General features: G+C 40.1%; 28 protein-coding genes. 18 read left to right on the top strand and 10 right to left on the bottom strand.

Annotated elements, in window-relative coordinates:
* Positions 1-22 precede the first annotated feature (22 nt).
* Positions 23-1,252: a transglutaminase domain-containing protein gene (locus ODU46_RS00365; protein ID WP_253215086.1), complete on the top strand. Its 1,230-nt coding sequence runs from the start codon at positions 23-25 to the stop codon at positions 1,250-1,252.
* A gap of 263 nt (positions 1,253-1,515) precedes the next feature.
* Here the strand turns inward: ODU46_RS00365 and rpsT are convergent, their stop codons facing one another.
* Together rpsT and coaA are read right to left on the bottom strand one after the other, a co-directional pair.
* On the bottom strand, positions 1,516-1,764 hold the full coding sequence (rpsT, locus tag ODU46_RS00360; RefSeq protein WP_012027069.1) for a 30S ribosomal protein S20: 249 nt from the start codon (positions 1,762-1,764) through the stop codon (positions 1,516-1,518).
* Between the two features lie 58 nt (positions 1,765-1,822).
* A complete protein-coding gene (gene coaA / locus ODU46_RS00355; protein WP_002935283.1) occupies positions 1,823-2,743 on the bottom strand; it encodes a type I pantothenate kinase in 921 nt (306 codons plus the stop codon).
* Positions 2,744-2,851: 108 nt separating this feature from the next.
* Here coaA and ODU46_RS00350 point away from each other — a divergent pair, with 108 nt between their 5' ends.
* From ODU46_RS00350 to ODU46_RS00305, 10 genes are all read left to right on the top strand, one after another.
* Positions 2,852-3,442, top strand: a complete 591-nt coding sequence (locus ODU46_RS00350; protein WP_024418107.1) for a class I SAM-dependent methyltransferase — start codon at positions 2,852-2,854, stop codon at positions 3,440-3,442.
* Positions 3,439-4,716 carry a pyrimidine-nucleoside phosphorylase gene (locus ODU46_RS00345; RefSeq protein ID WP_024418108.1) on the top strand — a complete coding sequence of 426 codons (1,278 nt, stop codon included), beginning with the start codon at positions 3,439-3,441 and terminating at the stop codon, positions 4,714-4,716. The genes ODU46_RS00350 and ODU46_RS00345 overlap by 4 nt, the downstream gene beginning before the upstream one ends.
* A gap of 15 nt (positions 4,717-4,731) precedes the next feature.
* Positions 4,732-5,394 (top strand): deoxyribose-phosphate aldolase, encoded by a 663-nt coding sequence (deoC, locus tag ODU46_RS00340; RefSeq protein ID WP_024418109.1) that lies wholly within the window; start codon positions 4,732-4,734, stop codon positions 5,392-5,394.
* Positions 5,381-5,770: a cytidine deaminase gene (locus ODU46_RS00335; RefSeq protein WP_024418110.1), complete on the top strand. Its 390-nt coding sequence runs from the start codon at positions 5,381-5,383 to the stop codon at positions 5,768-5,770. Before deoC ends, ODU46_RS00335 begins: the two co-directional genes overlap by 14 nt.
* An 80-nt stretch (positions 5,771-5,850) precedes the next feature.
* Complete coding sequence (locus ODU46_RS00330; protein WP_002940836.1) at positions 5,851-6,918, top strand: BMP family protein; 1,068 nt, start codon at positions 5,851-5,853, stop codon at positions 6,916-6,918.
* Between the two features lie 194 nt (positions 6,919-7,112).
* A complete protein-coding gene (locus ODU46_RS00325; protein WP_002935272.1) occupies positions 7,113-8,648 on the top strand; it encodes an ABC transporter ATP-binding protein in 1,536 nt (511 codons plus the stop codon).
* Positions 8,641-9,702 (top strand): ABC transporter permease, encoded by a 1,062-nt coding sequence (locus tag ODU46_RS00320; RefSeq protein ID WP_002935270.1) that lies wholly within the window; start codon positions 8,641-8,643, stop codon positions 9,700-9,702. Before ODU46_RS00325 ends, ODU46_RS00320 begins: the two co-directional genes overlap by 8 nt.
* Before the next feature lies 1 nt (position 9,703).
* Positions 9,704-10,657: an ABC transporter permease gene (locus tag ODU46_RS00315; RefSeq protein WP_012775589.1), complete on the top strand. Its 954-nt coding sequence runs from the start codon at positions 9,704-9,706 to the stop codon at positions 10,655-10,657.
* Between the two features lie 253 nt (positions 10,658-10,910).
* Complete coding sequence (locus ODU46_RS00310) at positions 10,911-11,186, top strand: dihydrofolate reductase family protein (RefSeq protein ID WP_153309122.1); 276 nt, start codon at positions 10,911-10,913, stop codon at positions 11,184-11,186.
* A 20-nt stretch (positions 11,187-11,206) separates the two neighbouring features.
* Complete coding sequence (locus ODU46_RS00305; protein WP_024418114.1) at positions 11,207-11,440, top strand: dihydrofolate reductase family protein; 234 nt, start codon at positions 11,207-11,209, stop codon at positions 11,438-11,440.
* A gap of 42 nt (positions 11,441-11,482) precedes the next feature.
* Here ODU46_RS00305 and ODU46_RS00300 read toward each other — a convergent pair whose 3' ends face one another.
* Positions 11,483-12,466, bottom strand: a complete 984-nt coding sequence (locus ODU46_RS00300; RefSeq protein ID WP_002940816.1) for an L-lactate dehydrogenase — start codon at positions 12,464-12,466, stop codon at positions 11,483-11,485.
* A gap of 188 nt (positions 12,467-12,654) precedes the next feature.
* Between ODU46_RS00300 and gyrA the strand changes: the two genes are divergently transcribed.
* From gyrA to radC, 3 genes are all read left to right on the top strand, one after another.
* The gene (gyrA, locus tag ODU46_RS00295; protein ID WP_105143083.1) at positions 12,655-15,099 is read left to right on the top strand and encodes a DNA gyrase subunit A; all 2,445 of its coding nucleotides are present in this window, start codon (positions 12,655-12,657) and stop codon (positions 15,097-15,099) included.
* A 6-nt stretch (positions 15,100-15,105) separates the two neighbouring features.
* Positions 15,106-15,855, top strand: coding sequence for a class A sortase (locus tag ODU46_RS00290; protein ID WP_002940809.1), 750 nt, complete (start codon positions 15,106-15,108; stop codon positions 15,853-15,855).
* Between the two features lie 113 nt (positions 15,856-15,968).
* Positions 15,969-16,649, top strand: a complete 681-nt coding sequence (gene radC, locus ODU46_RS00285; RefSeq protein ID WP_002935253.1) for a DNA repair protein RadC — start codon at positions 15,969-15,971, stop codon at positions 16,647-16,649.
* Here radC and ODU46_RS00280 read toward each other — a convergent pair.
* From ODU46_RS00280 to ODU46_RS00250, 7 genes are all read right to left on the bottom strand, one after another.
* Positions 16,646-17,338 carry a gamma-glutamyl-gamma-aminobutyrate hydrolase family protein gene (locus ODU46_RS00280; protein WP_029171701.1) on the bottom strand — a complete coding sequence of 231 codons (693 nt, stop codon included), beginning with the start codon at positions 17,336-17,338 and terminating at the stop codon, positions 16,646-16,648. The genes radC and ODU46_RS00280 overlap by 4 nt on opposite strands.
* 3 nt (positions 17,339-17,341) lie before the next feature.
* Positions 17,342-17,980, bottom strand: coding sequence for a redox-sensing transcriptional repressor Rex (locus ODU46_RS00275; protein ID WP_002935251.1), 639 nt, complete (start codon positions 17,978-17,980; stop codon positions 17,342-17,344).
* A gap of 134 nt (positions 17,981-18,114) precedes the next feature.
* Positions 18,115-18,318, bottom strand: coding sequence for a DUF4649 family protein (locus ODU46_RS00270; RefSeq protein WP_205027916.1), 204 nt, complete (start codon positions 18,316-18,318; stop codon positions 18,115-18,117).
* A 1-nt stretch (position 18,319) separates the two neighbouring features.
* Positions 18,320-18,664, bottom strand: coding sequence for a DUF1831 domain-containing protein (locus ODU46_RS00265; protein WP_024402190.1), 345 nt, complete (start codon positions 18,662-18,664; stop codon positions 18,320-18,322).
* 1 nt (position 18,665) lies between these two features.
* The gene (locus tag ODU46_RS00260; RefSeq protein ID WP_205027917.1) at positions 18,666-19,781 is read right to left on the bottom strand and encodes a cysteine desulfurase family protein; all 1,116 of its coding nucleotides are present in this window, start codon (positions 19,779-19,781) and stop codon (positions 18,666-18,668) included.
* An 11-nt stretch (positions 19,782-19,792) separates the two neighbouring features.
* Positions 19,793-20,770 carry a ribose-phosphate diphosphokinase gene (locus tag ODU46_RS00255; protein ID WP_012775438.1) on the bottom strand — a complete coding sequence of 326 codons (978 nt, stop codon included), beginning with the start codon at positions 20,768-20,770 and terminating at the stop codon, positions 19,793-19,795.
* 144 nt (positions 20,771-20,914) lie between these two features.
* Entirely contained in the window at positions 20,915-21,481 is a 567-nt protein-coding gene (locus tag ODU46_RS00250) for a CYTH domain-containing protein (RefSeq protein ID WP_230332897.1), read from the bottom strand.
* Between the two features lie 86 nt (positions 21,482-21,567).
* On the opposite strand from ODU46_RS00250, the gene ODU46_RS00245 reads away from it, so the two are divergent.
* The 4 genes from ODU46_RS00245 to pta are packed head-to-tail and all read left to right on the top strand — an operon-like array spanning position 21,568 to position 24,926.
* Positions 21,568-22,239 (top strand): GTP pyrophosphokinase family protein, encoded by a 672-nt coding sequence (locus tag ODU46_RS00245; protein ID WP_002935242.1) that lies wholly within the window; start codon positions 21,568-21,570, stop codon positions 22,237-22,239.
* On the top strand, positions 22,223-23,041 hold the full coding sequence (locus ODU46_RS00240) for an NAD kinase (RefSeq protein ID WP_002935241.1): 819 nt from the start codon (positions 22,223-22,225) through the stop codon (positions 23,039-23,041). Before ODU46_RS00245 ends, ODU46_RS00240 begins: the two co-directional genes overlap by 17 nt.
* On the top strand, positions 23,041-23,934 hold the full coding sequence (locus ODU46_RS00235) for an RluA family pseudouridine synthase (protein WP_012027041.1): 894 nt from the start codon (positions 23,041-23,043) through the stop codon (positions 23,932-23,934). Before ODU46_RS00240 ends, ODU46_RS00235 begins: the two co-directional genes overlap by 1 nt.
* A gap of 17 nt (positions 23,935-23,951) precedes the next feature.
* Positions 23,952-24,926, top strand: a complete 975-nt coding sequence (pta, locus tag ODU46_RS00230) for a phosphate acetyltransferase (protein WP_012775151.1) — start codon at positions 23,952-23,954, stop codon at positions 24,924-24,926.
* Position 24,927: the final 1 nt, after the last annotated feature.

Raw genomic sequence — 24,927 nt, 5'->3', positions numbered from 1 at the left:
TTAAACAAGAATGGAGGTAAATATGAGGAAAGTTTCTCGTGGCGTTTTAACCATATTATTGTCGGCGACAGTCCTTTCTGCTTGTTCAGGAGGAGGACAAGAGCTGAGTGAACGTTTGGAAGCAGCTAAAATTGAATTTTCTAAAGAAAAAAAGCAACTAGAAGCAGAATTAACAGCATTAAAAGAAGAGGTTCAAGGAAATTTCTACTACCAACAATTGGATACTGATAAGGAACGTCGTGTCTATCTCCAATTTGTTAATGGACTCAGCAAGCGGATGCAAGTGATTGATATTGATTCTGTTAATGATGAAATATATTCGCGCGTCTATTTTTCTGTCGCTCATGATTATCCAGAATTTTACTGGCTAACAGATGAAGCGGCAATGACTGGCGGAGTGGATATATTGGATTTAGAAGAGCCAGCGTATCCGACTGATTTATCTCCGACACGAAATAAAATAGAAGAGGAAGTGAATAAGATACTTGCTCAGGCACCAACAGGGTCGGACTATGAGAAGGTTAAATATTTTTACGAGGTGATTATAAAGCAAACGGATTACGACCTTGAAGCCCTACAGACCAACTCTGTCACGTGGAGAAGCCAAGGAATTACCAGTGTACTCTTAGATAAGAAATCAGTTTGTGCTGGCTATAGTCGTACCTTCCAATATTTATGTAAAAAAGCAGGCATTGATTGTATCTATGTCACAGGGCTTGCAAAAAATGGGCAAAACAGTGAGTTTGGGCATGCTTGGAATCTAGTCAAGATAAATGGACAATACTATGGTGTTGATACGACTTGGGGAGACCCAGTTTTTGATCAAGCTATAAGTGGAGAAGCACATACAGATATTTCATACGATTATCTATGTGTCCCTGATGAAATCTTAGAGAGAAGTAGAATTGCTGATACCGACCTCCTCGACTACTGGGGAGAAGAACAATATTACGAACCTAGAGCATTGACCTATCCAAAGTGCACAGATAATTCATTGAATTACTATGTTCAAAAGGGAGTCTATTTCACAAGCTTTGATGAAGCTGCAGTTTTACAGTCCATCACTGATCAGCGACTACAAGGTACGGATAAAGTAGTCTTGCAATTCGGAACAGCAGAAGCAATGCAACAAATGATTACATTGGCCTCTACTGAAAATAATGCTATTTTTCAGGCTTTGGGCGATGTAGGAGAGTATCAGTACTATTATAATGATCAAACCTATACATTTGAACTGGCAGATTGGTTCTAACGAATTAGTTTGAATCTCAAGGAGCGTATTCTTCCCTAATAATAAAAAAATAGGGAGTGGGAAAGACATCCATGATGGCTCCGCCTCACCCACAGAATAATGAAAACGAACATAAAGCCCTCACTAGGTGTAGAATCTTAGTGAGGGCTTTGTGGTTGACGAGTTAATGATGTTATTCATCGAGGGAAAAATTGATCCACTTTGTCTCGCCTCCTTATGGTGGAAAAAATAAAAAAAAGGAAACCCAAAGGTTTCTTTTTTAATTAAGCAAGTTTTGATGCAAGACGTGCTTTATCGCGGCTTGCTTTGTTTTTGTGAATCAAACCTTTAGTTTCTGCTTTATCGATTGCTGAACTAGCAGCACGGAAAAGCTCTTCAGATGGGTTAGCTTCAAATGCTTTGATTGCAGTACGCATAGCTGATTTTTGTGCTGAGTTTTTCTCGTTTTGTTTAACGTTCAATTCAGCGCGTTTGATAGCTGACTTAATGTTTGCCAATGGTTTCACCTCCACCCTTTCTTGTACTAACTATACCATTATATCTGAAAAGAGTATTTTTGACAAGTGAAATTTATTTTTTTAGATAAATTTTATCAATCTCATGGTTTTCGGCCTTATGAAGAATAATATCAGCACGGTTTCTGGTTGGTTCAATGAATTTTTCTAAGTTAGCTAGATTAATGTTTTTCCAAGTATTCTGGGCAATAGATAGAATCTCAGGGTACGTCATCTGGGTAAAACGATGGTAATAGTTGTTAGGGTCATTTTTTGCCAATGTCAATAATTTTTGGAATCGCTCCAAGTACCAGGTTTCAATATGTTCCACATCAGCGTCAACGTATATAGACAGGTCAAAATAGTCACTGACATAGAGGCGCTGGTTTTGTGGATTTTGAAATACATTGATTCCTTCAACAATCAAGAAATCTGGAGACTTAATCTCCTGAGTTTTGTTGGGGACAATATCATAGATTTCATGTGAATAGACAGGAATTTGGCAGTCGTAGCCGTTTTTTATCTTATCAAGGAAATCAATTAATTTCTCCATGTCATAGGACTCAGGAAACCCCTTTTTATTTAACAGTTGCCGTTCTTCTAAAACCGCATTTGGATGGAGAAATCCATCCGTTGTCACTAATTCAACCTTGGCGTGTTTAAATGTCCGAGCGATAAGAATTTGCAGCAATCTACTAGTTGTTGATTTGCCGACAGCAACACTTCCAGAAACGCCAATGATAAATGGCTGAGGCTTGATAGTTTTCTGTAGAAATAAACTCTTCGTAAAATTTAGGTCTTTGCGTGCTTTCCGATAGATATGGATAAGATTAACCAAAGGAAGATAGATGTCAGAAACCTCATGTAATTGGATGCGGTCGTTAAAACTTTTAATAGAATTTAGTTCGCTTTGACTAAGTGGAATGGTAGTCTTACGATGTAGTTGTTGCCAAGTGGCTCGGTCAATTTGTTCAAAATTTAAAAATTCATTTTTCATACATAATTCTTCCTATAGGTAAGCGTTTCAATATCGATTTCATTTTATCATATTTTTCATGTAAGAAAAACTCTTGAAAACGTTTTTAGGAAATGTTATAATAAGTACATGTCCAATATGTATTACGAAAAAAATCCTACAGTAGCACATGATATTCATGAAATCCACGTAAACTTACTAGACACCCCAATGTCTTTCATGACAGATGCAGGTGTTTTTAGCAAGAAGATGGTTGATTATGGTAGTCAAGTGCTTTTAAAAACCCTTCATTTTGAAAAAGGGGCGTCGGTGTTGGATGTTGGTTGTGGTTATGGCCCAATTGGTTTGACACTTGCTAAGGTGTTCAGCACCAACACAACACTGATTGATATTAATAGCAGAGCTTTGGATTTAGCTACAAAAAATGCTGAGAGGAATGGTGTTACCGCTAAAATTTATCAATCCAATATCTACGAAAACGTGGACGAAACATTCAATCATATTGTTTCAAATCCACCTATTCGGGCCGGAAAATCGGTTGTACATGAAGTAATTGCTGGAGCCTTTCAACGCTTAGAGGCAAACGGAACCTTGACCATTGTCATTCAAAAGAAACAAGGTGCACCGAGTGCCAAGGCTAAGATGGAAGAGGTGTTCGGCAACTGCCAGATTATAAAGAAAGACAAGGGTTACTACATCCTTGAAAGTGTGAGAGAATGAGAGCAGTTGATTTAATTCAAAAAAAGCGTGATGGCTTAGAACTATCGTCTGAAGAAATCAAATGGTTGATTGATGGATATGTAGCCGGGACAGTACCGGATTATCAAATGTCAGCCTTGGCGATGGCGATTTATTTCAAAGGGATGTCAACACGTGAGATTTCTGATTTGACAATGTCCATGGTTGCAACGGGTGAACAGATTGATTTGTCTGCAATTCCAGGCATCAAGGTAGATAAGCATTCTACAGGTGGTGTCGGAGATAAGGTCACACTCATCTTAGCGCCATTGGTAGCAAGTTTTGATATTCCAGTTGCAAAGATGAGCGGTCGTGGACTTGGTCATACTGGCGGAACCTTGGATAAGTTAGAGTCAATCAAAGGATACCAGATTGAAGTTAGTCAAGAAGATTTCATCAAGCAAGTTCAAGATACTGGTGTTGCAGTTATTGGACAGTCAGACAATCTTGTCAAAGCTGATAAATTGCTCTATGCCCTTCGAGATGTGACAGCAACCGTTGACATTATTCCACTGATTGCCAGCTCGGTAATGTCTAAGAAAATTGCCGCAGGTGCGGATGCGATTCTTCTAGATGTAACAGTGGGAGAAGGCGCCTTCATGAAGACCGTTGAAGAAGCACGGGTTCTAGCTAAAACCATGGTGGATCTTGGGAAGGCGGTTGGGCGTAAGACAGTTGCAGTTTTGACTGACATGTCTCAACCAGTTGGCACTTCGATTGGAAATCGTTTGGAAATTTTAGAGGCTATTGAAATTTTACAGGGTAAAGGTCGAGAAGATGTTACCGAATTTATCTGTGAACTAGCTCAAATTATGTTGGAGCTTGCAAATGTTGAGAAAAGCATTGAAGAAGTACGCCAACATATTGACAATGGTGCAGCTTTGAAGAAATTTGAAGAGATGGTCCTTGCCCAAGGTGGTGACTTAGAAGATTTATATCGTCCAGTTCAGGTTACACAGCAAGTTCCAGTTCTTGCGGAGGAGGATGGATACCTTGTGGGGCTTCCTGCGTTGGAATTCGGTCTCTTTGCAATGAAACTTGGTGCAGGTCGCGCAGTCAAGACAGACGATTTAGATTATGAAACAGGTATTGTCTTCCATAAGAAAGTAGGGGAAGCTGTTTCTAAGGGTGAACAAATCGCAACGATTTATGCCAATGAAAATATTTCGGAAAACATGCTTACAAATTTCCGAAAAAATGTTAAAATAGATAAAGAAAGTGTAAAAACGAAAGAAATCATAGAGATTATTTCTTAATGTACGGAGAAAACCATGAAATTGAATAAATATATTGACCATACAATCTTGAAACCTGAGACAACACAAGAGCAGGTTGAAAAGATTTTGGCAGAAGCAAAAGAATACGATTTTGCAAGTGTCTGTGTTAACCCAACTTGGGTCGCTTTAGCAGCTGAAAGCTTGAAAGATAGTGATGTAAAAGTTTGTACGGTTATTGGTTTCCCTCTCGGAGCAAACACACCTGCTGTAAAAGCATTCGAAACAAAAGATGCAATTTCAAATGGAGCAGATGAGATTGACATGGTTATCAATATCGGTGCTCTGAAAACTGGAAATTACGATTTGGTTTTGGAGGATATTAAAGCTGTTGTAGAAGCAAGTGGTGATAAACTAGTCAAAGTTATCATCGAAGCATGTCTCCTTACTGACGATGAGAAAGTGAAGGCTTGTCAATTATCTCAAGAAGCTGGTGCGGACTATGTTAAAACATCTACAGGATTTTCTACAGGTGGTGCTACAGTAGCGGATGTTGCTTTGATGAGAAAAACAGTAGGTCCTGACATGGGAGTGAAGGCTTCTGGTGGTGCACGTTCGTATGAAGATGCTATTGCCTTTATCGAAGCAGGAGCGTCTCGTATTGGTGCGTCATCAGGCGTGGCAATCATGAATGGAGCACAGGCGGATGGAGACTATTAATTTAATTGAATTAGCTGTAAAAAACAGTCAAAAAGCATACGTACCGTACTCAAAGTTTCCAGTTAGTGCAGTTCTTGTAGCTAAGACAGGGGAAATATTTACGGGTGTAAACATTGAAAATGCGAGCTTTGGTTTGACCAATTGCGCTGAAAGGACAGCTATTTTCAAGGCCATTTCTGAAGGAGTGAAAGATTTTTCTGAAATCATTATTTATGGTGAAACAGAAAAGCCAATATCTCCTTGTGGAGCTTGTCGCCAAGTTATGGCAGAATTTTTTGATAAGGATTTAAAAGTGACCTTGGTCGCTAAAGATAAATCGACAGTCGAGATGACAGTCGGGGAATTACTTCCATATTCCTTTACAGACTTAACCTAGTCTGTATGACAGTCATTTGACTGTAGCAATATTACTCTGCAACAATGTAGTTGCAAAAAGATTTTTAGGAGGGTTCAGAAATGAACAAGAAACTTGTTGGACTTGGTCTAGCAGCTGTTGCGGCTGTATCTTTGGCTGCATGTGGTAACCGTGCTTCAAAAAGCAGTAGCTCAGAAGCATCTTCATCAGCGGACACATCTGTGAAAGCTGCTATCGTTACTGACATTGGTGGTGTTGATGACCGTTCATTTAACCAATCTGCATGGGAAGGTCTTCAAGAATGGGGTAATGCAGCTGGTCTTTCTAAAGGTAATGGCTACGATTACTTCCAATCAGCTAATGAATCAGAATACATCACAAACCTTGATTCAGCTGTTGCTGGTGGTTACAACCTTGTGTTCGGTATTGGTTTTGCCTTGGAGAGTGCGATTGCTGAGGTTGCACCAAATAATCCTGACACACACTATGTAATCGTGGATAGTGTTGTTCCAGATCAAGACAACGTAGTTAGCGTAGGTTTCGCAGACCATGAAGCATCATATCTTGCTGGTGTTGCTGCAGCTAAGTCAACTAAAACAAACCACGTAGGTTTCATCGGTGGTATGGAAGGTGTTATCATCGATCGCTTTGAAGCTGGTTTCGTTGCGGGCGCTAAGTCTGTAAACAAAGACATCAAGATTACAGTTGACTATGCAGGTTCATTTGGTGATGCTGCTAAAGGTCAAACTCTTGCAGCTGCTCAATATGCTGCAGGTGCAGATGTTATCTTCCACGCTTCTGGTGGTACTGGTAACGGTGTATTTGCTGCTGCTAAAGCAGAAAATGAAACTCGTAATGAAGCAGATAAAGTTTGGGTAATCGGTGTTGACCGTGACCAATCAGCAGAAGGTGAATACACTTCTAAAGATGGTAAGTCTTCTAACTTTGTATTGGCTTCAACATTGAAACAAGTTGGTACTTCAGTTAAAGATATTGCAACTAAAGCTGTCGCAGGTGAATTCCCTGGTGGTCAAGTACTTCAATTCTCATTGAAAGATAAAGGTGTTGAATTGGCAGAAACTAACCTTTCAGAAGATGCTTCTAAAGCAGTTGCAGATGCTAAGCAAGCTATCTTGGATGGAAAAGTAGAAGTTCCTGAAAAACCTTAATGAATTTCTTTTCGACAATTCCGATTCGGCGACCCGACGGGGTCGCCGTTTTCGGGCTGAGATTTTTCTCAGTAAAGCCTATCAGCTATGGTAGGTTTTACTGACAAAAATGGTATAGTTGATGAAGAATTTTAAGGTACTAAAGTAGTACTGAAGAATTTTCAGAAGGCTATAGTCAGAAAGGATAATAGATTATGACTAAGGATTATGTCATTGAAATGCGCAATATCACTAAGATATTTGGTGAATTTGTAGCAAATGACCACATCAATTTGAATGTCAGACGTGGTGAAATCCATGCCCTTCTTGGTGAGAATGGTGCGGGTAAATCTACTCTGATGAACATGCTTGCTGGCTTGTTGGAACCTACAAGCGGTGAAATTGTTATCAACGGTCAATCCGTGAAGATTGACTCTCCATCCAAAGCAGCCCAATTGGGTATTGGTATGGTGCACCAACACTTTATGTTGGTTGATGCTTTCACAGTTGCTGAGAACATCATTCTTGGTTCTGAAACCACCAAAGGTGGCGTGATTGACCTTAAAAAAGCTATCGCAGAAATTAAAGAACTTTCTGCTAAGTATGGTCTTGAAGTTGATCCAACTGCAAAGGTTGCAGATATTTCTGTGGGTGCACAGCAACGTGTAGAAATCCTTAAAACACTTTACCGTGGAGCAGACCTTTTAATTTTTGATGAGCCGACAGCTGTATTGACCCCTGCGGAAATTGCAGAGCTCTTGAAAATTATGAAAGCCTTGGTTGAAGAAGGTAAATCTATTATTTTGATTACGCACAAATTGGATGAAATTCGTGCAGTTGCCGATAGTGTAACAGTTATTCGTCGAGGTAAATCAATCGAAACAGTTGCCGTTGAAGGTGCAACAAACCAAGATTTGGCTGAGTGGATGGTTGGACGTTCCGTTTCCTTTAAAACAGAGAAAGTTGAAGCGAGTCCTAAAGAAGTCATTTTGTCCATTAAGGATTTGGTGGTCAATGAAAACCGTGGTATCCCAGCAGTTAAGGGCTTATCGCTTGATGTTCGAGCAGGTGAGGTTGTTGGTATTGCCGGTATCGACGGAAACGGTCAAAGTGAGTTGATTCAGGCAATCACTGGTTTACGTAAGGTAAAATCTGGCTCAATCACTATCAAAGGTGAGGAGGTAGTTGGTAAAACTCCACGTAAAATTACAGAAATGCAAGTGAGCCACGTTCCCGAAGATCGTCATCGCGATGGACTCGTTCTTCCGATGACTGTTGCTGAGAACTTTGCACTTCAAACTTACTATAAAGAACCGATTTCAAAAAATGGTATCTTGAACTATAATATCATTAATGAAAAAGCACGCGCGTTAATGGAAGAATTTGATGTTCGTGGGGCGAGTGAACTCGTTCCAATCAAGGCTCTTTCAGGCGGTAACCAGCAAAAAGCTATCATCGCGCGTGAAATCGATCGCAACCCAGACCTTTTCATTGTTAGCCAACCAACACGTGGTTTGGACGTTGGTGCTATTGAGTATATTCGTAAGCGTCTCATTGCAGAACGTGATAAGGGTAAGGCTGTTCTTGTTGTCAGCTTCGAATTGGATGAAATTTTGGATGTATCAGATAGAATTGCTGTTATCCATGATGGTGTCATCCATGGTATTGTTGAACCAGCTAAGACCAATAAACAAGAGTTAGGTGTCTTGATGGCAGGTGGACATATTGAGAAGGGAGAAGAACATGCTTAATAAATATAAGAATTTGGCCCTTCCATTAATGGCTGTGGTCAGTGGTATCCTACTTGGAGCGATTGTCATGCTTGTTTTTGGCTACGATCCAATTTGGGGCTATGAAGAGTTATTCTATTCAGCTTTTGGTAATATCAAATCAATTGGTGAAATTTTCCGTGCAATGGCACCACTTGTTTTCACTGCTCTCGGTTTCGCAGTAGCTAGTCGTGCAGGTTTCTTCAACGTTGGTTTGTCTGGTCAGGCCTATGTTGGTTGGGTTTTTGCTGGATGGTTTGCCTTGGCAAATCCTGACTTACCACGTCCAGTTTTGATTTTGGGAACAGTCTTGATTGCTATGTTGGCAGGCGGTATTGCTGGAGCTATTCCAGGTATTCTACGTGCCTATTTGGGAACAAGTGAAGTTATCGTTACGATTATGATGAACTACATCTTACTCTATTCATGTAACTATATCATTCGTGATGTATTTGCAGATAGTTTGATGAAGAATACAGACTCGACAGTTAACGTGTCAGCAAATGCCTCTTACCAAACAGAGTGGCTCCGTGCATTGACAGATAACTCACGTATGAATATTGGTATTTTCTTTGCCATTATTGCAGTTTTTGTGATTTGGTTCCTATTGACCAAAACGACTCTTGGTTTTGAGATTCGCTCAGTGGGGCTTAACCCAACAGCATCGGATTATGCGGGTATGTCTGCGAAGCGTACGATTATTTTATCTATGATTATTTCAGGTGCTCTTGCGGGTCTTGGGGGAGCTATCCAAGGTTTGGGTACTTTCCAAAACGTTTACATTCAAAGCGGTAACTTGGATATTGGTTTTAATGGTATGTCAGTAGCGCTTTTAGCTTCTAATTCACCGTTAGGTATTCCATTGGCTGCCTTTCTATTCGGTGTTCTTTCTGTCGGTGCCCCAGGTATGGTACGTGCACAGATTCCACCTGAATTGATCAACGTTGTTACGGCATCAATCATTTTCTTTATCGGTGTGAAATTTATTTTTGAACAATTATTAAAATCTAGAAATAAAGCGAAAGGAGCGAAATAAGATGAATGTTTCAATTCTTGCCTTACTCATTTCGCAAATGTTGATTTATTCAGCACCCTTAATCTTTACCAGTCTTGGAGGAGTTTTCTCTGAACGCGGTGGTATTGTAAACGTTGGTCTAGAAGGAATCATGGTTATCGGTGCCTTTGCTGGTGTTGTTTTCAATATCGAATTTGCAGGGACATTTGGTAATGCTACTCCATTATTAGCTGTTATTGTAGGAGGTCTTGCTGGTGTTGTCTTTGCCGCTATTCATGCGATGGCGACGATTAATTTCCGTGCAGACCACGTTGTCTCAGGTACGGTGTTGAACCTTTTGGCTCCAGCATTGGGAGTTTTCCTAGTCAAGGTTATCTATAATAAGGGGCAAACTGATAGTATTACTGAATCATTTGGTAAATTTTCATTCCCTATCTTGGCAGATATTCCAATCATTGGTGAAATTTTCTTCAAAAATACAAGCTTGATGGGTTATGTAGCTATTGCAACAGCATTTCTTGCTTGGTTCATCCTTTATAAAACCAAGTTCGGTTTGCGCCTTCGTTCAGTAGGTGAACATCCGCAGGCAGCGGATACTTTGGGAATCAATGTCTACGCTATGCGTTATGCAGGTGTGTTGATTGCTGGTTTCCTTGGTGGTGTTGGTGGAGCTGTAAGTGCTCAATCAGTGAATATCAACTTCTCTGCAACAACAATCGTAGGTTCAGGTTTCATCGCTCTAGCAGCTGTAATTTTCGGTAAGTGGAATCCAATTGGCGCTATGCTTGCCAGTCTATTCTTCGGTCTTTCGCAAAGTTTAGCAGTAGTGGGTGGACAATTACCAGGATTGAAAGATATTCCAACGGTTTATCTTCAAATTGCACCATATTTGATTACTGTTATTGCCCTGTCTGCTTTCTTTGGTAAAGCAGTCGCTCCTAAAGCAGACGGTATCAACTATATCAAATCTAAATAAAAAGGTCCAGTGGACCTTTTTATCATGAGCTCGAAAATACGGAAGCGAATAAGGTCCAGTGGACCTTTTTATCATGAGCTTGAAAATACGGAAGCGAATAAGGTCCAGTGGACCTTTTTATCATGTTCTTTGCTGTACAGGAAATGAATAATTGTCCTATTCAAAGGAAGAGGAGTTATAGGGACTTTGGGTTGAGAATAGGGAGAATGACTGGTATAATAGTTTGTCACTAAGGTATAAAATGAGGTTAATTGTGAGACGATTGGTGTTAAATATTGCAATGAGTTTAGATGGATTTATTGCACGTAAGGATGGAAGCTACGATTGGATTGAAGGACATGGTACCAATAAATACGATACGGTCTTACAGTTTGATAATCAAAAATTCTTTAACAACTGTGATACAGTTGTGATGGGGAGAAAATCATTAGAAGATTGTCCGTTGGAAATGATTGAAGGATATCAGGAAAAGCAATTTATCGTTGCGAGTCGTACCGAGCAGACGGACTATGTAATGTGCGTTTCGTAAGGGACATCATCGGGGAGATTATGAAACTTCGTTCTAGAGAAGGTGGAGATATTTGGTTGTTTGGTGGAGCAAGTCTGGTTCAGGACTGTTTAGAGGCGGGAGTGATTGATCACCTTATTATTGGGATTATTCCTACTATTTTGGGTGACGGCATTCCACTTTTCGCCTCACTTTTGGAAGAAAAGAAATTGCTCTTGGTAGAGTCCACTGTCACAGATGGAATTGCTATGTTACGTTATGATATTAGAAGGTAAAAAAGGCGAGCTATTGCTCACCTTTTTTACTATTTTATATAATTAGTTTTTAACACCAGCTGCAATTTCTGGGTTTGCGAAAGCATCATCGATGATGTCTTTCAATTGTTTAGCAGATGCTTGCATTTTTTGCAATTCAGCTTCGCTCAATGGGATATTGACTGGACGAACGATACCGTGGGCACCGATGATAGCAGGTTGACCGATGAAGACATCTTCAACACCTTCGTATTGGCCAGCTTGGTAAACTGACAATGGAAGTACTGCATTTTCATCATCAAAGATTGCTTTAGTGATACGTGCAAGTGCAACACCGATACCGTAGTAAGTTGCGCCTTTTTTGTTGATGATTGAGTAGGCTGCATCACGAACAGATACAAACAAGTCAACAAGACCTTGCTCATCAATATCGCGGTTATCTTGCAACCAGTCGTACAATTTCACACCAGCAACGTTGGCATGTGACCAAACTGCAAATTCTGAGTCACCGTGCTCACCCATGATGTAAGCGTGAACTGAACGTGCGTCGATACCGATTTTCTCAGCCAATGCTTGACGGAAACGAGCTGAGTCAAGAGAAGTACCAGAACCGATAACACGCTCTTTAGGGAAACCAGAGAATTTCCAAGTTGAGTAAGTCAATACGTCAACAGGGTTAGCAGCAACAAGGAAGATACCGTTGAAACCAGAGTTGACGATTTCTGTAACGATTTGTTGGTTGATACGAAGGTTTTTCTCTACCAATTCAAGGCGAGTTTCACCTGGTTTTTGTGGCAAACCAGCTGTCAATACAACCAAGTCTGCGTCATGAGCATCTGAATACTCAGCAGAGTAGATTTTTTTAGGGAATGTGAAGGCCAATGCGTGGCTCAAGTCTTCTGCATCACCTTGAGTACGGTCTTTGTTGATATCGATGATACCCAATTCTTGACCAATCCCTTGGTTAACAAGAGCATAAGCATAAGCAGAACCTACGGCACCGTCACCGACAAGGATTACTTTTTTGTGTTGTTTAGTTGCAGTCATTGCTAAACATCTCCTTAGTTTTATTTGGGGATGACTTCATCCCGACCATAATACATTCTAGCATGTTTTAAGCTTTTTGTCACTTGTGAAAGCGCCTTTGAAAATGTTTACATGCTAGTTTCCAACAAAGAAATTTATTCGCCAATATGGTATAATAGAAGCACAATGACTGTTGAAAGAGGCATATAATGCAAGATAAAAATTTAGTAACGGTTAATCTGACCAATGAGATGAAATCATCCTTCATCGACTATGCGATGAGTGTTATCGTTTCACGTGCTCTGCCTGATGTACGTGATGGTCTGAAGCCGGTTCATCGCCGTATTTTGTATGGGATGAATGAATTAGGAATTACACCGGATAAACCACATAAAAAATCAGCCCGTATCACAGGGGATGTTATGGGTAAATATCACCCGCATGGAGATGTTGCGATTTACGAAGCAATGGTTCGTATGGCACAATGGTGGAGCTACCGTCACATGTTAGTTGATGGTCACGGAAACTTTGGTTCCATGGATGGCGACGGAGCAGCCGCTCAGCGTTATACAGAAGCACGCATGAGCAAGATTGCGCTTGAAATGCTTCGTGATATTAACAAGAATACGGTAAATTTTGCGGATAACTATGACGCGAGTGAACGTGAGCCAGAGGTTTTACCTGCTCGTTTCCCTAACCTTCTGGTTAACGGAACGACCGGTATCGCCGTTGGTATGGCTACCAACATTCCTCCACACAACTTGGGTGAGACTATCGAGGCAGTTAAGCTGGTTATGGACAATCCCGAGGTAACAACACGTGAGATTATGGAAGTCTTGCCTGGACCAGATTTTCCGACAGGTGCCTTGGTTATGGGGAAATCTGGAATTCACCGTGCTTATGAAACTGGTAAAGGTTCAATAGTTCTTCGTTCCCGCACAGAAATTGAAGAATATGGAAATGGTCGTGAACGCATTGTTGTTACAGAGTTTCCATACATGGTCAATAAGTCCAAGGTTCAAGAACATATTGTTAAATTAGTCCAAGAAAAACGTATTGAAGGAATCACTGCTGTTCGAGACGAATCCAACCGTGAGGGTGTACGATTTGTTATCGAAGTTCGTCGTGATGCTTCTGCTAACGTTATTTTGAATAACCTATTCAAGCAAACACAGCTTCAAACCAACTTTAGTTTCAACATGTTGGCCATCCAAAATGGTGTACCGAAAATCCTTTCTGTACGTCAGATTCTAGAGTCTTATATTGAACACCAAAAAGAAGTAGTCACTCGTCGTACACGATTTGATAAAGAAAAGGCTGAGGCGCGTGCTCATATCTTAGAAGGCTTGCTGATTGCTCTTGACCATATTGATGAAGTCATTCGTATTATCCGTAATTCAGAAACTGATGCTATTGCTCAAGCTGAATTGATGGAGAAATTTGACCTTTCTGAACGTCAGAGTCAGGCCATTCTTGATATGCGTCTTCGTCGTTTGACAGGTTTGGAACGCGACAAGATTCAATCAGAATATGATGAGTTAGTGGCCTTGATTGCGGATTTGGCTGACATTCTAGCTAAGCCTGAGCGTGTTGTTCAGATTATTAAAGACGAATTAGAAGAAGTAAAACGTAAATATGCTGACCCACGCCGTACAGAATTGATGGTTGGTGAAGTTCTTTCCCTTGAAGATGAGGACTTGATTGAAGAAACTGATGTTTTAATCACCTTGTCAAACCAAGGCTACATCAAGCGTTTGGCACAGGATGAGTTTCAAGCTCAGAAACGTGGAGGACGTGGGGTTCAAGGAACTGGCGTCAAGGATGATGATTTTGTACGAGAATTAGTCTCTACAAGCACTCATGATCGCTTGCTCTTCTTCACTAATAAGGGACGTGTTTACCGTCTCAAAGGCTATGAAATCCCAGAATATGGTCGTACTGCAAAGGGACTTCCAGTGGTCAATTTGCTTAAATTGGAAGAAAACGAGGCAATTCAAACCATTATCAATGTAACTAAGGACCAGGAGGCAGATAGCTATCTCTTCTTTGCAACCTGCCAAGGTGTTGTAAAACGGACTAGTGTGTCAGAATTTGCCAATATTCGCCAGAGCGGTCTGAAAGCTTTGAATTTGAAAGAAGACGATGAACTCATCAATGTTTTCTTAACAAATGGCCAAGCAGACATTATTATGGGGACTAAGTTCGGTTATTCTGTACGTTTCACTGAAACAGATGTTCGTAATATGGGCCGTACAGCAACAGGTGTTCGTGGTATCAATTTACGCGAGGGAGACCAGTTAGTTGGCGCTACTATGATTTCTGATGACCAAGAAGTACTCGTATTGACGGAAAAAGGTTTTGGTAAACGTACACCAGCTAGTGAGTATCCAACCAAAGGTCGTGGTGGTAAGGGGATCAAGACTCTTAAAGTTGCTGAGAAGAATGGTTCTCTGGCAGGTTTGACAACGGTATCTGGTGATGAAGATATTATGGTTATTACCGATACTGGCGTTATTATTCGTACAAGTGTTGCCAATATCTCTCAAACTGGTCGTTCAACCATGGGTGTAAAAGTGATGCGCTTGAATGATGAAGCGAAAATCATGACCTTTGCCTTGGTAGATGCTGCCGAAATTAAAGAAGAAAAGGAATAAATAGTCATGTCAAAACGTGAAAACAAGAAGAAGCGTAAAGGTTCTTTTTGGCGCAATCTTTTAACAGTTGTATTGATACTGATTTCCCTAGCGTTGATATTCAACACCTCTATCCGTAATTTTATTATCGGCTGGAATACGAATAAATACCAGATTAGCAATGTTACGACAGAGGATATAGAAAAGAATAAACAGGCTGAAACAACATTTGATTTCGATCAGGTTCAGTCTATTTCTACAGAGGCTATTTTAGCAGCACAGTGGGATGCACAACGCTTACCTGTAATTGGTGGAATTGCGGTTCCCGAGCTTGGTATCAATCTTCCTATTTTTAAAGGGGTCTTCAATACTTCGCTCATGTATGGAGCTGGTACCATGAAGGAAAATCAAGAGATGGGGAAAGGAAATTATGCGTTGGCCAGCCACCATATTTTTGGTGTAACTGGTGCGGCAGATGTTCTCTTTTCACCGCTTGATCGTGCTAAAAACGGCATGAAAATCTATATTACTGACAAGACCAATGTTTACACCTACGTTATTGATAGTGTGGAAATTGTTTCGCCTGAAAGTGTCTATGTCATTGATGATGTAGAAGGACGTACAGAAGTTACCTTGGTAACATGTACGGACTATAATGCAACACAACGTATCATTGTAAAAGGAGTTCTTGAATCAACAACTCCATATAATGAAACTGCAAAAGACATCTTAGATTCCTTCAATAAGAGTTATAATCAGTATGATTATGGACAATAAAACATCTATATATTAAGGATTAAGAAGTGGTATAAGACTGAGGAGATATTCTTTGGTTTTATATGGCTTCTTTTTTTGCAAGATTTTACGAATAGATAGGTGAGGAGGAAATTATGTATCAAATTGAATTTAAAGAAGAGGCTATTCTACCTAGAGAACGTTTAGTAGAAGTTGGAGCTGAGCGTCTCAGTAATCAGGAATTACTAGCAATTTTTATTAGAACTGGAACAAAAAAAGAACCTGTTTCTATTCTCTCCAATAAATTATTGAATCGTTTAGAGAGTTTAGCGGCTCTAAGAGAATTATCAATTGAAGAATTGCAAAGTTTGACTGGAATTGGGCGCGTCAAGGCGATTGAAATTAAGGCTATGATTGAACTTGGAAAACGTATCAATCAATCAGAGCTACTCTTAAATGAGAGAATTTTGGGAAGTGAGAAGTTGGGACGTAAGATGATTCATGAAATCGGGCATAAGAAGCAGGAGCATCTTGTTGCACTTTATCTCAATACACAGAACCAGATTATCAGTCAAAAAACGATTTTTATTGGGAGTGTTAATCGTAGCATTGCAGAACCACGTGAAATTTTGCATTACGCAGTAAAATGTATGGCAACATCGATTATCATCGTTCACAACCACCCGTCGGGTTCAGTACAACCGAGTAGGAATGATTTGCTATTTACGGAGAATTTAAAAGAGTCCTGCGAAAAGCTAGGACTGGTATTATTAGATCATTTAATTGTTGGAAATAAGGATTACTATTCTTTTAGAGAAGAAAGTGAGTTATTTTAAAGTTTATTGACAATATAGTGGAAGAGGTCTTTTTCAATCTCACGTTTACCGTAGAGTAGTTCAGGATGCCATTGAACCCCTAAAAATTTAGTTGGGTAGGCTGAATGAACTGCTTCAATAATCTGTTGATTATCCGATAGTGCAATGATTTCTAAGTCAGGTGCTAAGTCTTTGATAGCCTGGCGGTGAAATGAGTTTACACTCGGATCGGACTTATATATGTCGTAAAGTGGACTATTTTGAGTCAGTTGAATCGTTTGACTGACTTCTTGTCCGTCTATGTCTTGCCAATGTTCAGAAATTGATTGATGAAGGCTACCACCTTGAGCTACATTGTAGAGCTGTAGACCTCGGCAGATACCGAAGATAGGTTTCTGATTTTCTTGGGCAGCCCTTATGAGAGCTAATTCAAACTCGTCACGCTTTGGTAGATAATTATCGCTGTCAATAGTCCTTTCTTCGTGATAGTAACTTGGCTGGACATTTTGTCCTCCTGTTAGGATGAGTTTATCAATAAGATGGATATAATATTTTGCCAAATCAGGCTCTGTAACAGGAAGGATGAGTGGGAGTCCACCGGCATCTTCAATAGCTTGTACGAGGCAAGTCTGGGTATAAGAAAGCAGGGGTTCTGTATGATCCCCTGTTTTATATTCATTTCCAGAAATACCAATAACTGGTTTTTTCATTGCTTATCCTTTTCGCATAAAGTAGAGTAGTGTTTGTAATTCACTAGTCAAATCAACATACTGAACAACGACATCTTTTGGGACAGACAAGTTAACTGGCGAAAAGCTCAGAATCCCCTTAACACCAGCCTCAACAAGAATATCGGTCACTTCTTGTGCCTTGACGCTGGGTACCGTTAGAATGGCTGTCTGAGAGTTTGCTTCGCTGATACGTTCCTTGATTTCTGAGATTGCATGGATTGGGATATTTTCATCTGTCGTTCCAACAGCTGGATTATCATCTGCTTCAAAAGCCATGACTATTTTCATTTTATTTCGTTCGTGGAAGCGATAGTGTAGCAAGGCCCGCCCCATATTCCCGACTCCAACAAGCATAACATTGGTGATGGAGGTATCATTTAGAATATCCGCAAAGAAATCCATCAACTCTTTGACATTGTAGCCAAAGCCACGACGACCAAGCTCTCCAAAATAGGAAAAATCTCGGCGGACGGTAGCCGAATCGATTCCGATAGCTTCAGCAATTTCTTTTGAACTAGCTTTTTCAATATTTCCTGCATAGAAACGTTTAAAAATGCGATAGTAGAGGGATAGACGTTTGGCAGTTGCGCGTGGAATATCAGATTTTTTATCGTTTTTCACTTTAGACTCCTTTATTTCGATAGAATACGCTTTATCGATTATTTATATATTAAACAGTTCTTTATTCTATTCTAGTCCAAGTTTGTGAAAAAATCAACAGATTGATTTTAAAAAAAGATTAAACAGGAAACTGTCTAATCTAGTGTTTGTAAATAGCGATAGAGATTCCCGATTGTCCCTTTGTAATCCAGAGCTTGTCCGTCTTGTGTAATGCTGGTAACTGGATAATAGTCTGGGAGGGTTAAGCAACCAGAAAAAGCCAGAATGGCTGCATCTTTATTCTCAAATGTTTGGATACGCTCTTGCTTGTAAGCGTCAAGATAGTGAATTTCAATCATACTAACCCTCTTTTGTAAAGATGTCACGGTCAATCAAGCTATCCATGAGGAAATAGAATTTTTCTTGAATAACCTTATTACTTTCTGGCTTAAAAATGTTTACCAGATGAAGACCAGACTTGTCGGTAATGTTAATTTTAAAACCAGTTAGGTCTTGATTGATAATAATTTTCAAGAGGAATCCTTGGTTTGAATTTGGAATTTCTTCCAGAAGACGTGTAAGCTGATAGTGACCTGCTTTGCTTTGTTCAAAGGTGTTATCACGGAGTGTATATTTTTTGATAGCAGGGCTAATGTGATAAGTAAAATTACAATCTTTTAAGGTAACTGATTGTTGGAATGCCATTTTAACCTCCAAGTATTTTCTTTAGTTCGATGATAAGAGTATCTATCTCTTCTTTTGTATTGATTTCAGATAGGCTGATACGAATGGATTCTTTCAGACGATGGGAGTCTTTTCCATACATAGCTTCTAAAACATGGCTATTTTGGACAACACCTGCCGTACATGCGGAACCGCTAGAAACAGCGATACCTGCCAAATCTAGTTGCATGAGTAGTTGTTCATTAAGTTTACCAGGAAAACCGATATTAAGGACATGAGGGAGATGAGGTCCAGCCTGATTGAGATAATAGTCTAAGCCAGACAATCCCTTGATAATATGTTGTTGCAGTTCACTGACATGCTTATGATGCGTATCTAAGGACTCATATTGTTCTGTTAGGGCAGTCGCCATAGCAGCAATAGCAGGGAGATTCTCAGTACCTGCTCGATGTTGCTGTTCCTGCTTTCCGCCGTGGATCAAGGAATCAAATTTATGAACGTTACTATACAGGAATCCCATCCCCTTTGGACCATGGAATTTATGGGCAGAGGCTGCGAGGAAGTCAATTCCGTAGTCAGTGGGAGCAATTGCAATTTTTCCAATTGCTTGAACAGCATCTACATGAAAGACGGCCTGATGATCGGCTAGGAGCTCTCCAATTTCCTTGATGGGAAGTAGCTGACCGGTCTCATTGTTAGCAAACATAACGCTGACTAAAATAGTATCTGGTCGAAGGGCATCCTGAATTTGTTGAGCGGTGATTACTTGATCGACTGGTTGGATATAGGTTACCTCGAACCCAAACCGCTCCTCTAGATATTGCATGGTATGGAGGACAGCATGGTGTTCGATAGCCGTAGTAATCAGGTGTTTTCCTTTGGATTGATGTGCAAGTGCATAGCCTTGAATAGCTAAAGTATCAGCTTCGGAGCCTCCAGATGTGAAAATAATTTGTTCAGGAGAGGCGGAGAGAATCTGAGCAATCTCTTGACGACTTTGTCTAAGATATTGATTGGCTTTCCGACCGCTTTGATGGATACTGGAGGGGTTTCCATAATTTTCTTGAGCCACTTCCATCATCCGTTGGAGTGCAGTAGGAGATAGAGCAGTGGTCGCTGCATTATCTAAATAAATCAAAGAGTTTACTCCTAGTTTTCTTTTTCAGGACTAGTAAATTTGAAAAGTGGGCTGAGTGGCTGATGTTCTTGGATGCGGTGGATGGCATCTGCAATCAAGTCACTAGCTGTTAGGAAGGCGATATTTTTAGGATGCTGTTCTTTGCTTGCAACAGAATCGGTAACTAATATTTCTTTGATTGGTGCTTCATCTAAGAGTTGGGCTGCAGTTCCCGCAAAGAGGCCATGGCTGGCAACTGCATAAATTTCAGTAGCACCACCTTCTTGGACAATTTTTGAAGCTTGTGAGAAAGTGCGACCAGTATTGAGAATATCGTCCACCAAAATAGCTTTTTTACCAGCAACATCACCAATAATATAGCCTTCAGAACGTTCAGAATCATCTTGAGCGTAGTCGATAATCGCAATCGGTGCATTTAGAAATTCAGCGATATTACGAGCTCGTTTGATACCAGAATTTTTAGGACTCACAATGACGACATCTTCTCCGCAGAGTCCTTTTTCCATGTAGTAGGCTGCAAAAAGTGGTTCCGTAAGGAGATTGTCCACTGGAATGTCAAAGAAACCTTGAATTTGTGAAGCGTGCAAATCAAGAGTCAATACACGGTCGACACCAGCTTTAACCAGCATATTTGCAACTAATTTAGCTGTAATTGGTTCGCGTGGAGAAGCGGTACGGTCTTGGCGAGCATAGCCAAAATAAGGGATGACCGCTGTAATGGTGTTGGCACTAGCACGTTTACAAGCATCGATCATAATCAATAATTCCCACAAGTGGTTATTGACCGGATAGCTTGTTGATTGGATAATGTAGACGTCTACGCCACGTACAGATTCTTCAATGTTAATTTGAATCTCACCATCAGAAAACTGACGAGAAGACAGTTTTCCAAGAGGAATTCCAGCAGAATCAGCAATTTTTTCAGCAATATCACGGTTGCTATTGAGTGAGAATAATTTAATGTTATGTTCACCGAGTGGTTGTACCATTTTAAAGTAACTCCTTTTACACACTGAGCTTTTATGATGACATAAAAGTATTTTTTACAATAGATAGTTCTATTCTATCAAAAAAATGAAAAATTTTCAGTAGTGAAACTAAAAAATCAACCTTATTTGGCTGATTTTTTATAGTTATTTCATGTAGGCAGCTGTTCGTGCGACCTTACTACTAGCATATTTGAATTGAATTGATTTCTTCTTAAGGAATTCATCAAAAAGAATTTTCCCTGCATCTGCATCGGTCACTTCGACTTCTAATTCATAATCTTTTTGTCCCACATAATCATTTTCATCGAGAGCCATAAGACCTATAGATGTCTGTTTCTCATAGCGTTTTGTCGTGAGGCTTCCCCAGACAGCAAGTTTATCAAGTGGAATCTCTGTTGCAGAAATAATGTCAGAAATTTGTCCTGCTGGTAGTTGAAAATTTTCCAGTAAATTATGAGCAGTTTGGATGTCTAGAGCTTGGTTATATTCTTGATTTCCGACTTCTTGTGGAATTTTTAAGGTTAGTTCTGCTGAGTCTTCAAATGTACGAATACGGAGTGAAAAGCGGTGGTTCTTCATATCTAGGTCTGGGGTATCAATGTAGTGGTTTGTTTGAAGAATTGGGCTCACATCTGAAAAGTCAGTAAGCAGGCGTTTGTATTCGGATTTGGTCAATAAGGTTTTATACTCAATTTCAAGGTGGTTTTTCATGCAGTAAACCCTTTCAATGTGTTATAATAGATTAGTCTTTGTGTTATTCTAATACAATTTAAAAGTTTTGACAAGAAAGGGGCCGTATGGACTTTAACTGGGAAGAATTTTTAGACCCCTATATTCAGACAGTTGGTGAATTGAAAATCAAACTGCGGGGGATTCGCAAGCAGTATCGCAAGGCTAATCGGCATTCTCCAATTGAGTTTGTCACAGGACGGGTAAAACCGATTGAATCCATTAAAGAAAAAATGGCCCTGCGACATATCAAATTGGAAAATCTTGCTCAAGATATGCAAGATATTGCCGGTCTTCGGATTATGGTTCAATTTGTGGACGACATTGAAGAAGTATTAGCTATTTTGCGGAAACGCAAGGATATGCAAATTGTGCATGAACGGGATTATATCAACAATATGAAAGCTTCTGGCTACCGTTCATATCATGTGGTGATTGAGTATCCTGTGGATACTATAAATGGCAACGAGACGGTTCTGGCAGAAATCCAGATTCGAACCCTTTCCATGAATTTCTGGGCTACAATTGAACATTCTCTGAATTATAAATATAAGGGGAATTTTCCAGAAGAAATCAAGAAACGCTTGGAAGTTACAGCAAAAATTGCCTATGAATTAGATGAGGAGATGCGAAAAATCCGCAACGACATTCAAGAAGCGCAGGCCTTATTTGATCCTGCCTATCGCAAACTGAATGACGGTGTGGGCAACAGTGATGATACAGATGAAGAATACAGGTAGAAAAAAAATCGCTCTGCTCGCTAGTCGAAATCCTAAGAGTGAAGCGGTGTCCAAAGAATTATGGACAAAGTTAAAAGAAGCAAATTTTATTTTGACTCCTAAAAATCCAGATATTGTCATTTCTATCGGTGGAGATGGGATGCTTTTATCTGCTTTTCACAAATATGAAAAGTTGATTGATCGTGTACGTTTTGTAGGAATTCACACGGGTCATTTGGGGTTTTATACAGATTATCGCGATTTTGAAGTGGACAAGCTGATTGAAAATCTTAAGCTTGATACAGGTGCTAGAGTATCGTATCCGATTTTAAATGTTAAGGTCAAGATGACAGATGGCCGCATTGTCGAGGCGCGTGCCTTAAATGAGGCGACAGTAAAACGTCTTTCTAAGACCATGGTCGCAGATATTATTATTAACAATGTGCCCTTCGAACGCTTTAGAGGGGATGGAATTTCGGTTTCAACGCCAACAGGCTCAACAGCTTATAACAAGTCATTAGGTGGTGCTGTTTTACATCCAACAATCGAGGCATTGCAGATTGCAGAAGTGGCAAGTTTGAACAATCGTGTTTACCGCACCTTGGGTTCATCCGTTGTTGTCCCTAAAAAAGACAAGATTGTGATTGAACCAAAGCATAGTGACCGTTACTCGATTGCGGTGGACAATAAGACTTTTGTCTATGATAGTATTGAAAGTATAGAGTATCAGATAGACAATAGTAAGATTCATTTTGTTGCAACACCGAGCCATACTAGTTTTTGGAATCGGGTTAAGGACGCCTTTATTGGAGAGGTGGAGTAATGCGGTTTGAATTCATTGCTGACCAACATACGAAAATAAAGACTTTCCTTAAAAAACACGGTGTCTCTAAAGGCCTATTAGCAAAGATTAAGTATACCGGCGGCAATATCTGGGTCAACGATATTGAGCAAAATGCAACTTACTTGCTTGATATTGGAGATAGGGTTACAATTGACATACCTGCTGAAGAGGATTTGACTGGTAGTTTAAAGCCGATTTTCTTTCCGTTGGATATTGTCTATGAAGATGATCATTTTCTGGCGATAAATAAGCCGGTTGGCTACGCCTCCATTCCTTCTGCCTTGCATTCATCTACAATTGCAAATTTTGTAAAAGGTTATCTTATTGAGCAGAATTATGAGAATAAGCAGGTTCATATTGTGACTCGTCTGGATAGGGATACATCAGGCGTCATGCTGTTTGCCAAGCACGGCTATGCCCATGCACGACTCGATAAGCAGTTACAGGCCAAGCTTATTCATAAACGTTATTATGCTTTGGTGAAGGGGAATGGGCAGCTAGAAGAGACAGGGGATATTATTGCCCCTATCGGTCGTCCAGAAGATAGCATCATTACCCGTTGTGTGACAAAGAATGGAAAATATGCTCATACTTCCTATCGTGTTGTACAATCTTGGGGAGATATTCATTTAGTAGATATTCAACTACATACTGGGCGGACTCATCAGATTCGTGTTCATTTTTCTCACATTGGATTTCCGTTGTTAGGAGATGATATGTATGGTGGAAGTTTGGAATGTGGGATAGAACGTCAAGCCTTACATTGTCATAATTTAGCCTTCGACAATCCTTTTTCAGCCGAAAGGATTGATTTGGAAGCACCGCTTCCTGAGGATTTTCAGGCTGTTATCAATCAGTTAATAAGTAAATAAATTTAAGGAGTTTGTTCATGAAAATTTTTGAGCAATTAGCTACAAAGCTAGAGGGTAAAAAAGTACGTATCGTATTGCCAGAAGGTGAAGAACCACGTATCTTGCAAGCGACAAAACGTTTGGTAAATGAGTCGGATGTAGTACCGGTCTTGCTTGGAAACCCAGATCGTATTAAGATTTACCTTGACATTGAAGGGATTACAGAAGGTTTTGAAATTATTGACCCAGCTCATTATGATAGATATGATGAGATGGTAGCTGCTTTGGTAGAGCGCCGTAAAGGTAAGGTATCAGAAGAGCAGGCACATGAGTTGTTGAAAGATGTTAACTACTTTGGTGTTATGTTGGTATATATGGGCGTAGTAGAAGGTATGGTATCTGGTGCGATTCATTCAACCGCTTCAACAGTTCGTCCAGCTCTTCAAATCATTAAAACAGAGCCAGGTGTATCGAAAACATCAGGTGCCTTCTTGATGGTAAAAGGTGAAGAGCGTTATATTTTTGGTGACTGTGCTATCAACATTGATCCAGATGCTCAAACCTTGGCAGAAATTGCTATCAACTCAGCACGTACTGCTAAAATGTTTGGTATTGATCCAAAAGTTGCAATGCTCAGCTATTCAACAAAAGGTTCTGGCTCAGGTCCTAAAGTTGATAAGGTGGTTGAAGCAACTAAAATTGCTCAAAAATTGCGTCCGGAGTTGGATTTGGACGGTGAATTGCAATTTGATGCTGCCTTTGTCCCTGCTACAGGTAAATTAAAAGCACCAGGTTCGAGTGTTGCTGGTCAAGCGACTGTATTTATCTTCCCAGGTATTTCAGCTGGTAATATTGGTTATAAAATTGCCGAACGTATGGGTGGATTTGCAGCGGTAGGTCCTGTTTTACAAGGTTTGAATCAGCCTGTAAACGACTTGTCTCGTGGTTGTAACCCTGATGATGTTTACAACTTGACCTTGATTACTGCGGTTCAGGCTTTGGAGCACCGTTAAT

It is taken from the genome of Streptococcus sp. 2020WUSS089, from assembly GCF_044427405.1.
Taxonomy (GTDB): domain Bacteria; phylum Bacillota; class Bacilli; order Lactobacillales; family Streptococcaceae; genus Streptococcus; species Streptococcus hashimotonensis.
Note: the sequence above shows the minus strand (reverse complement) of the source record. Positions and strands in the feature narration are given on the sequence as shown.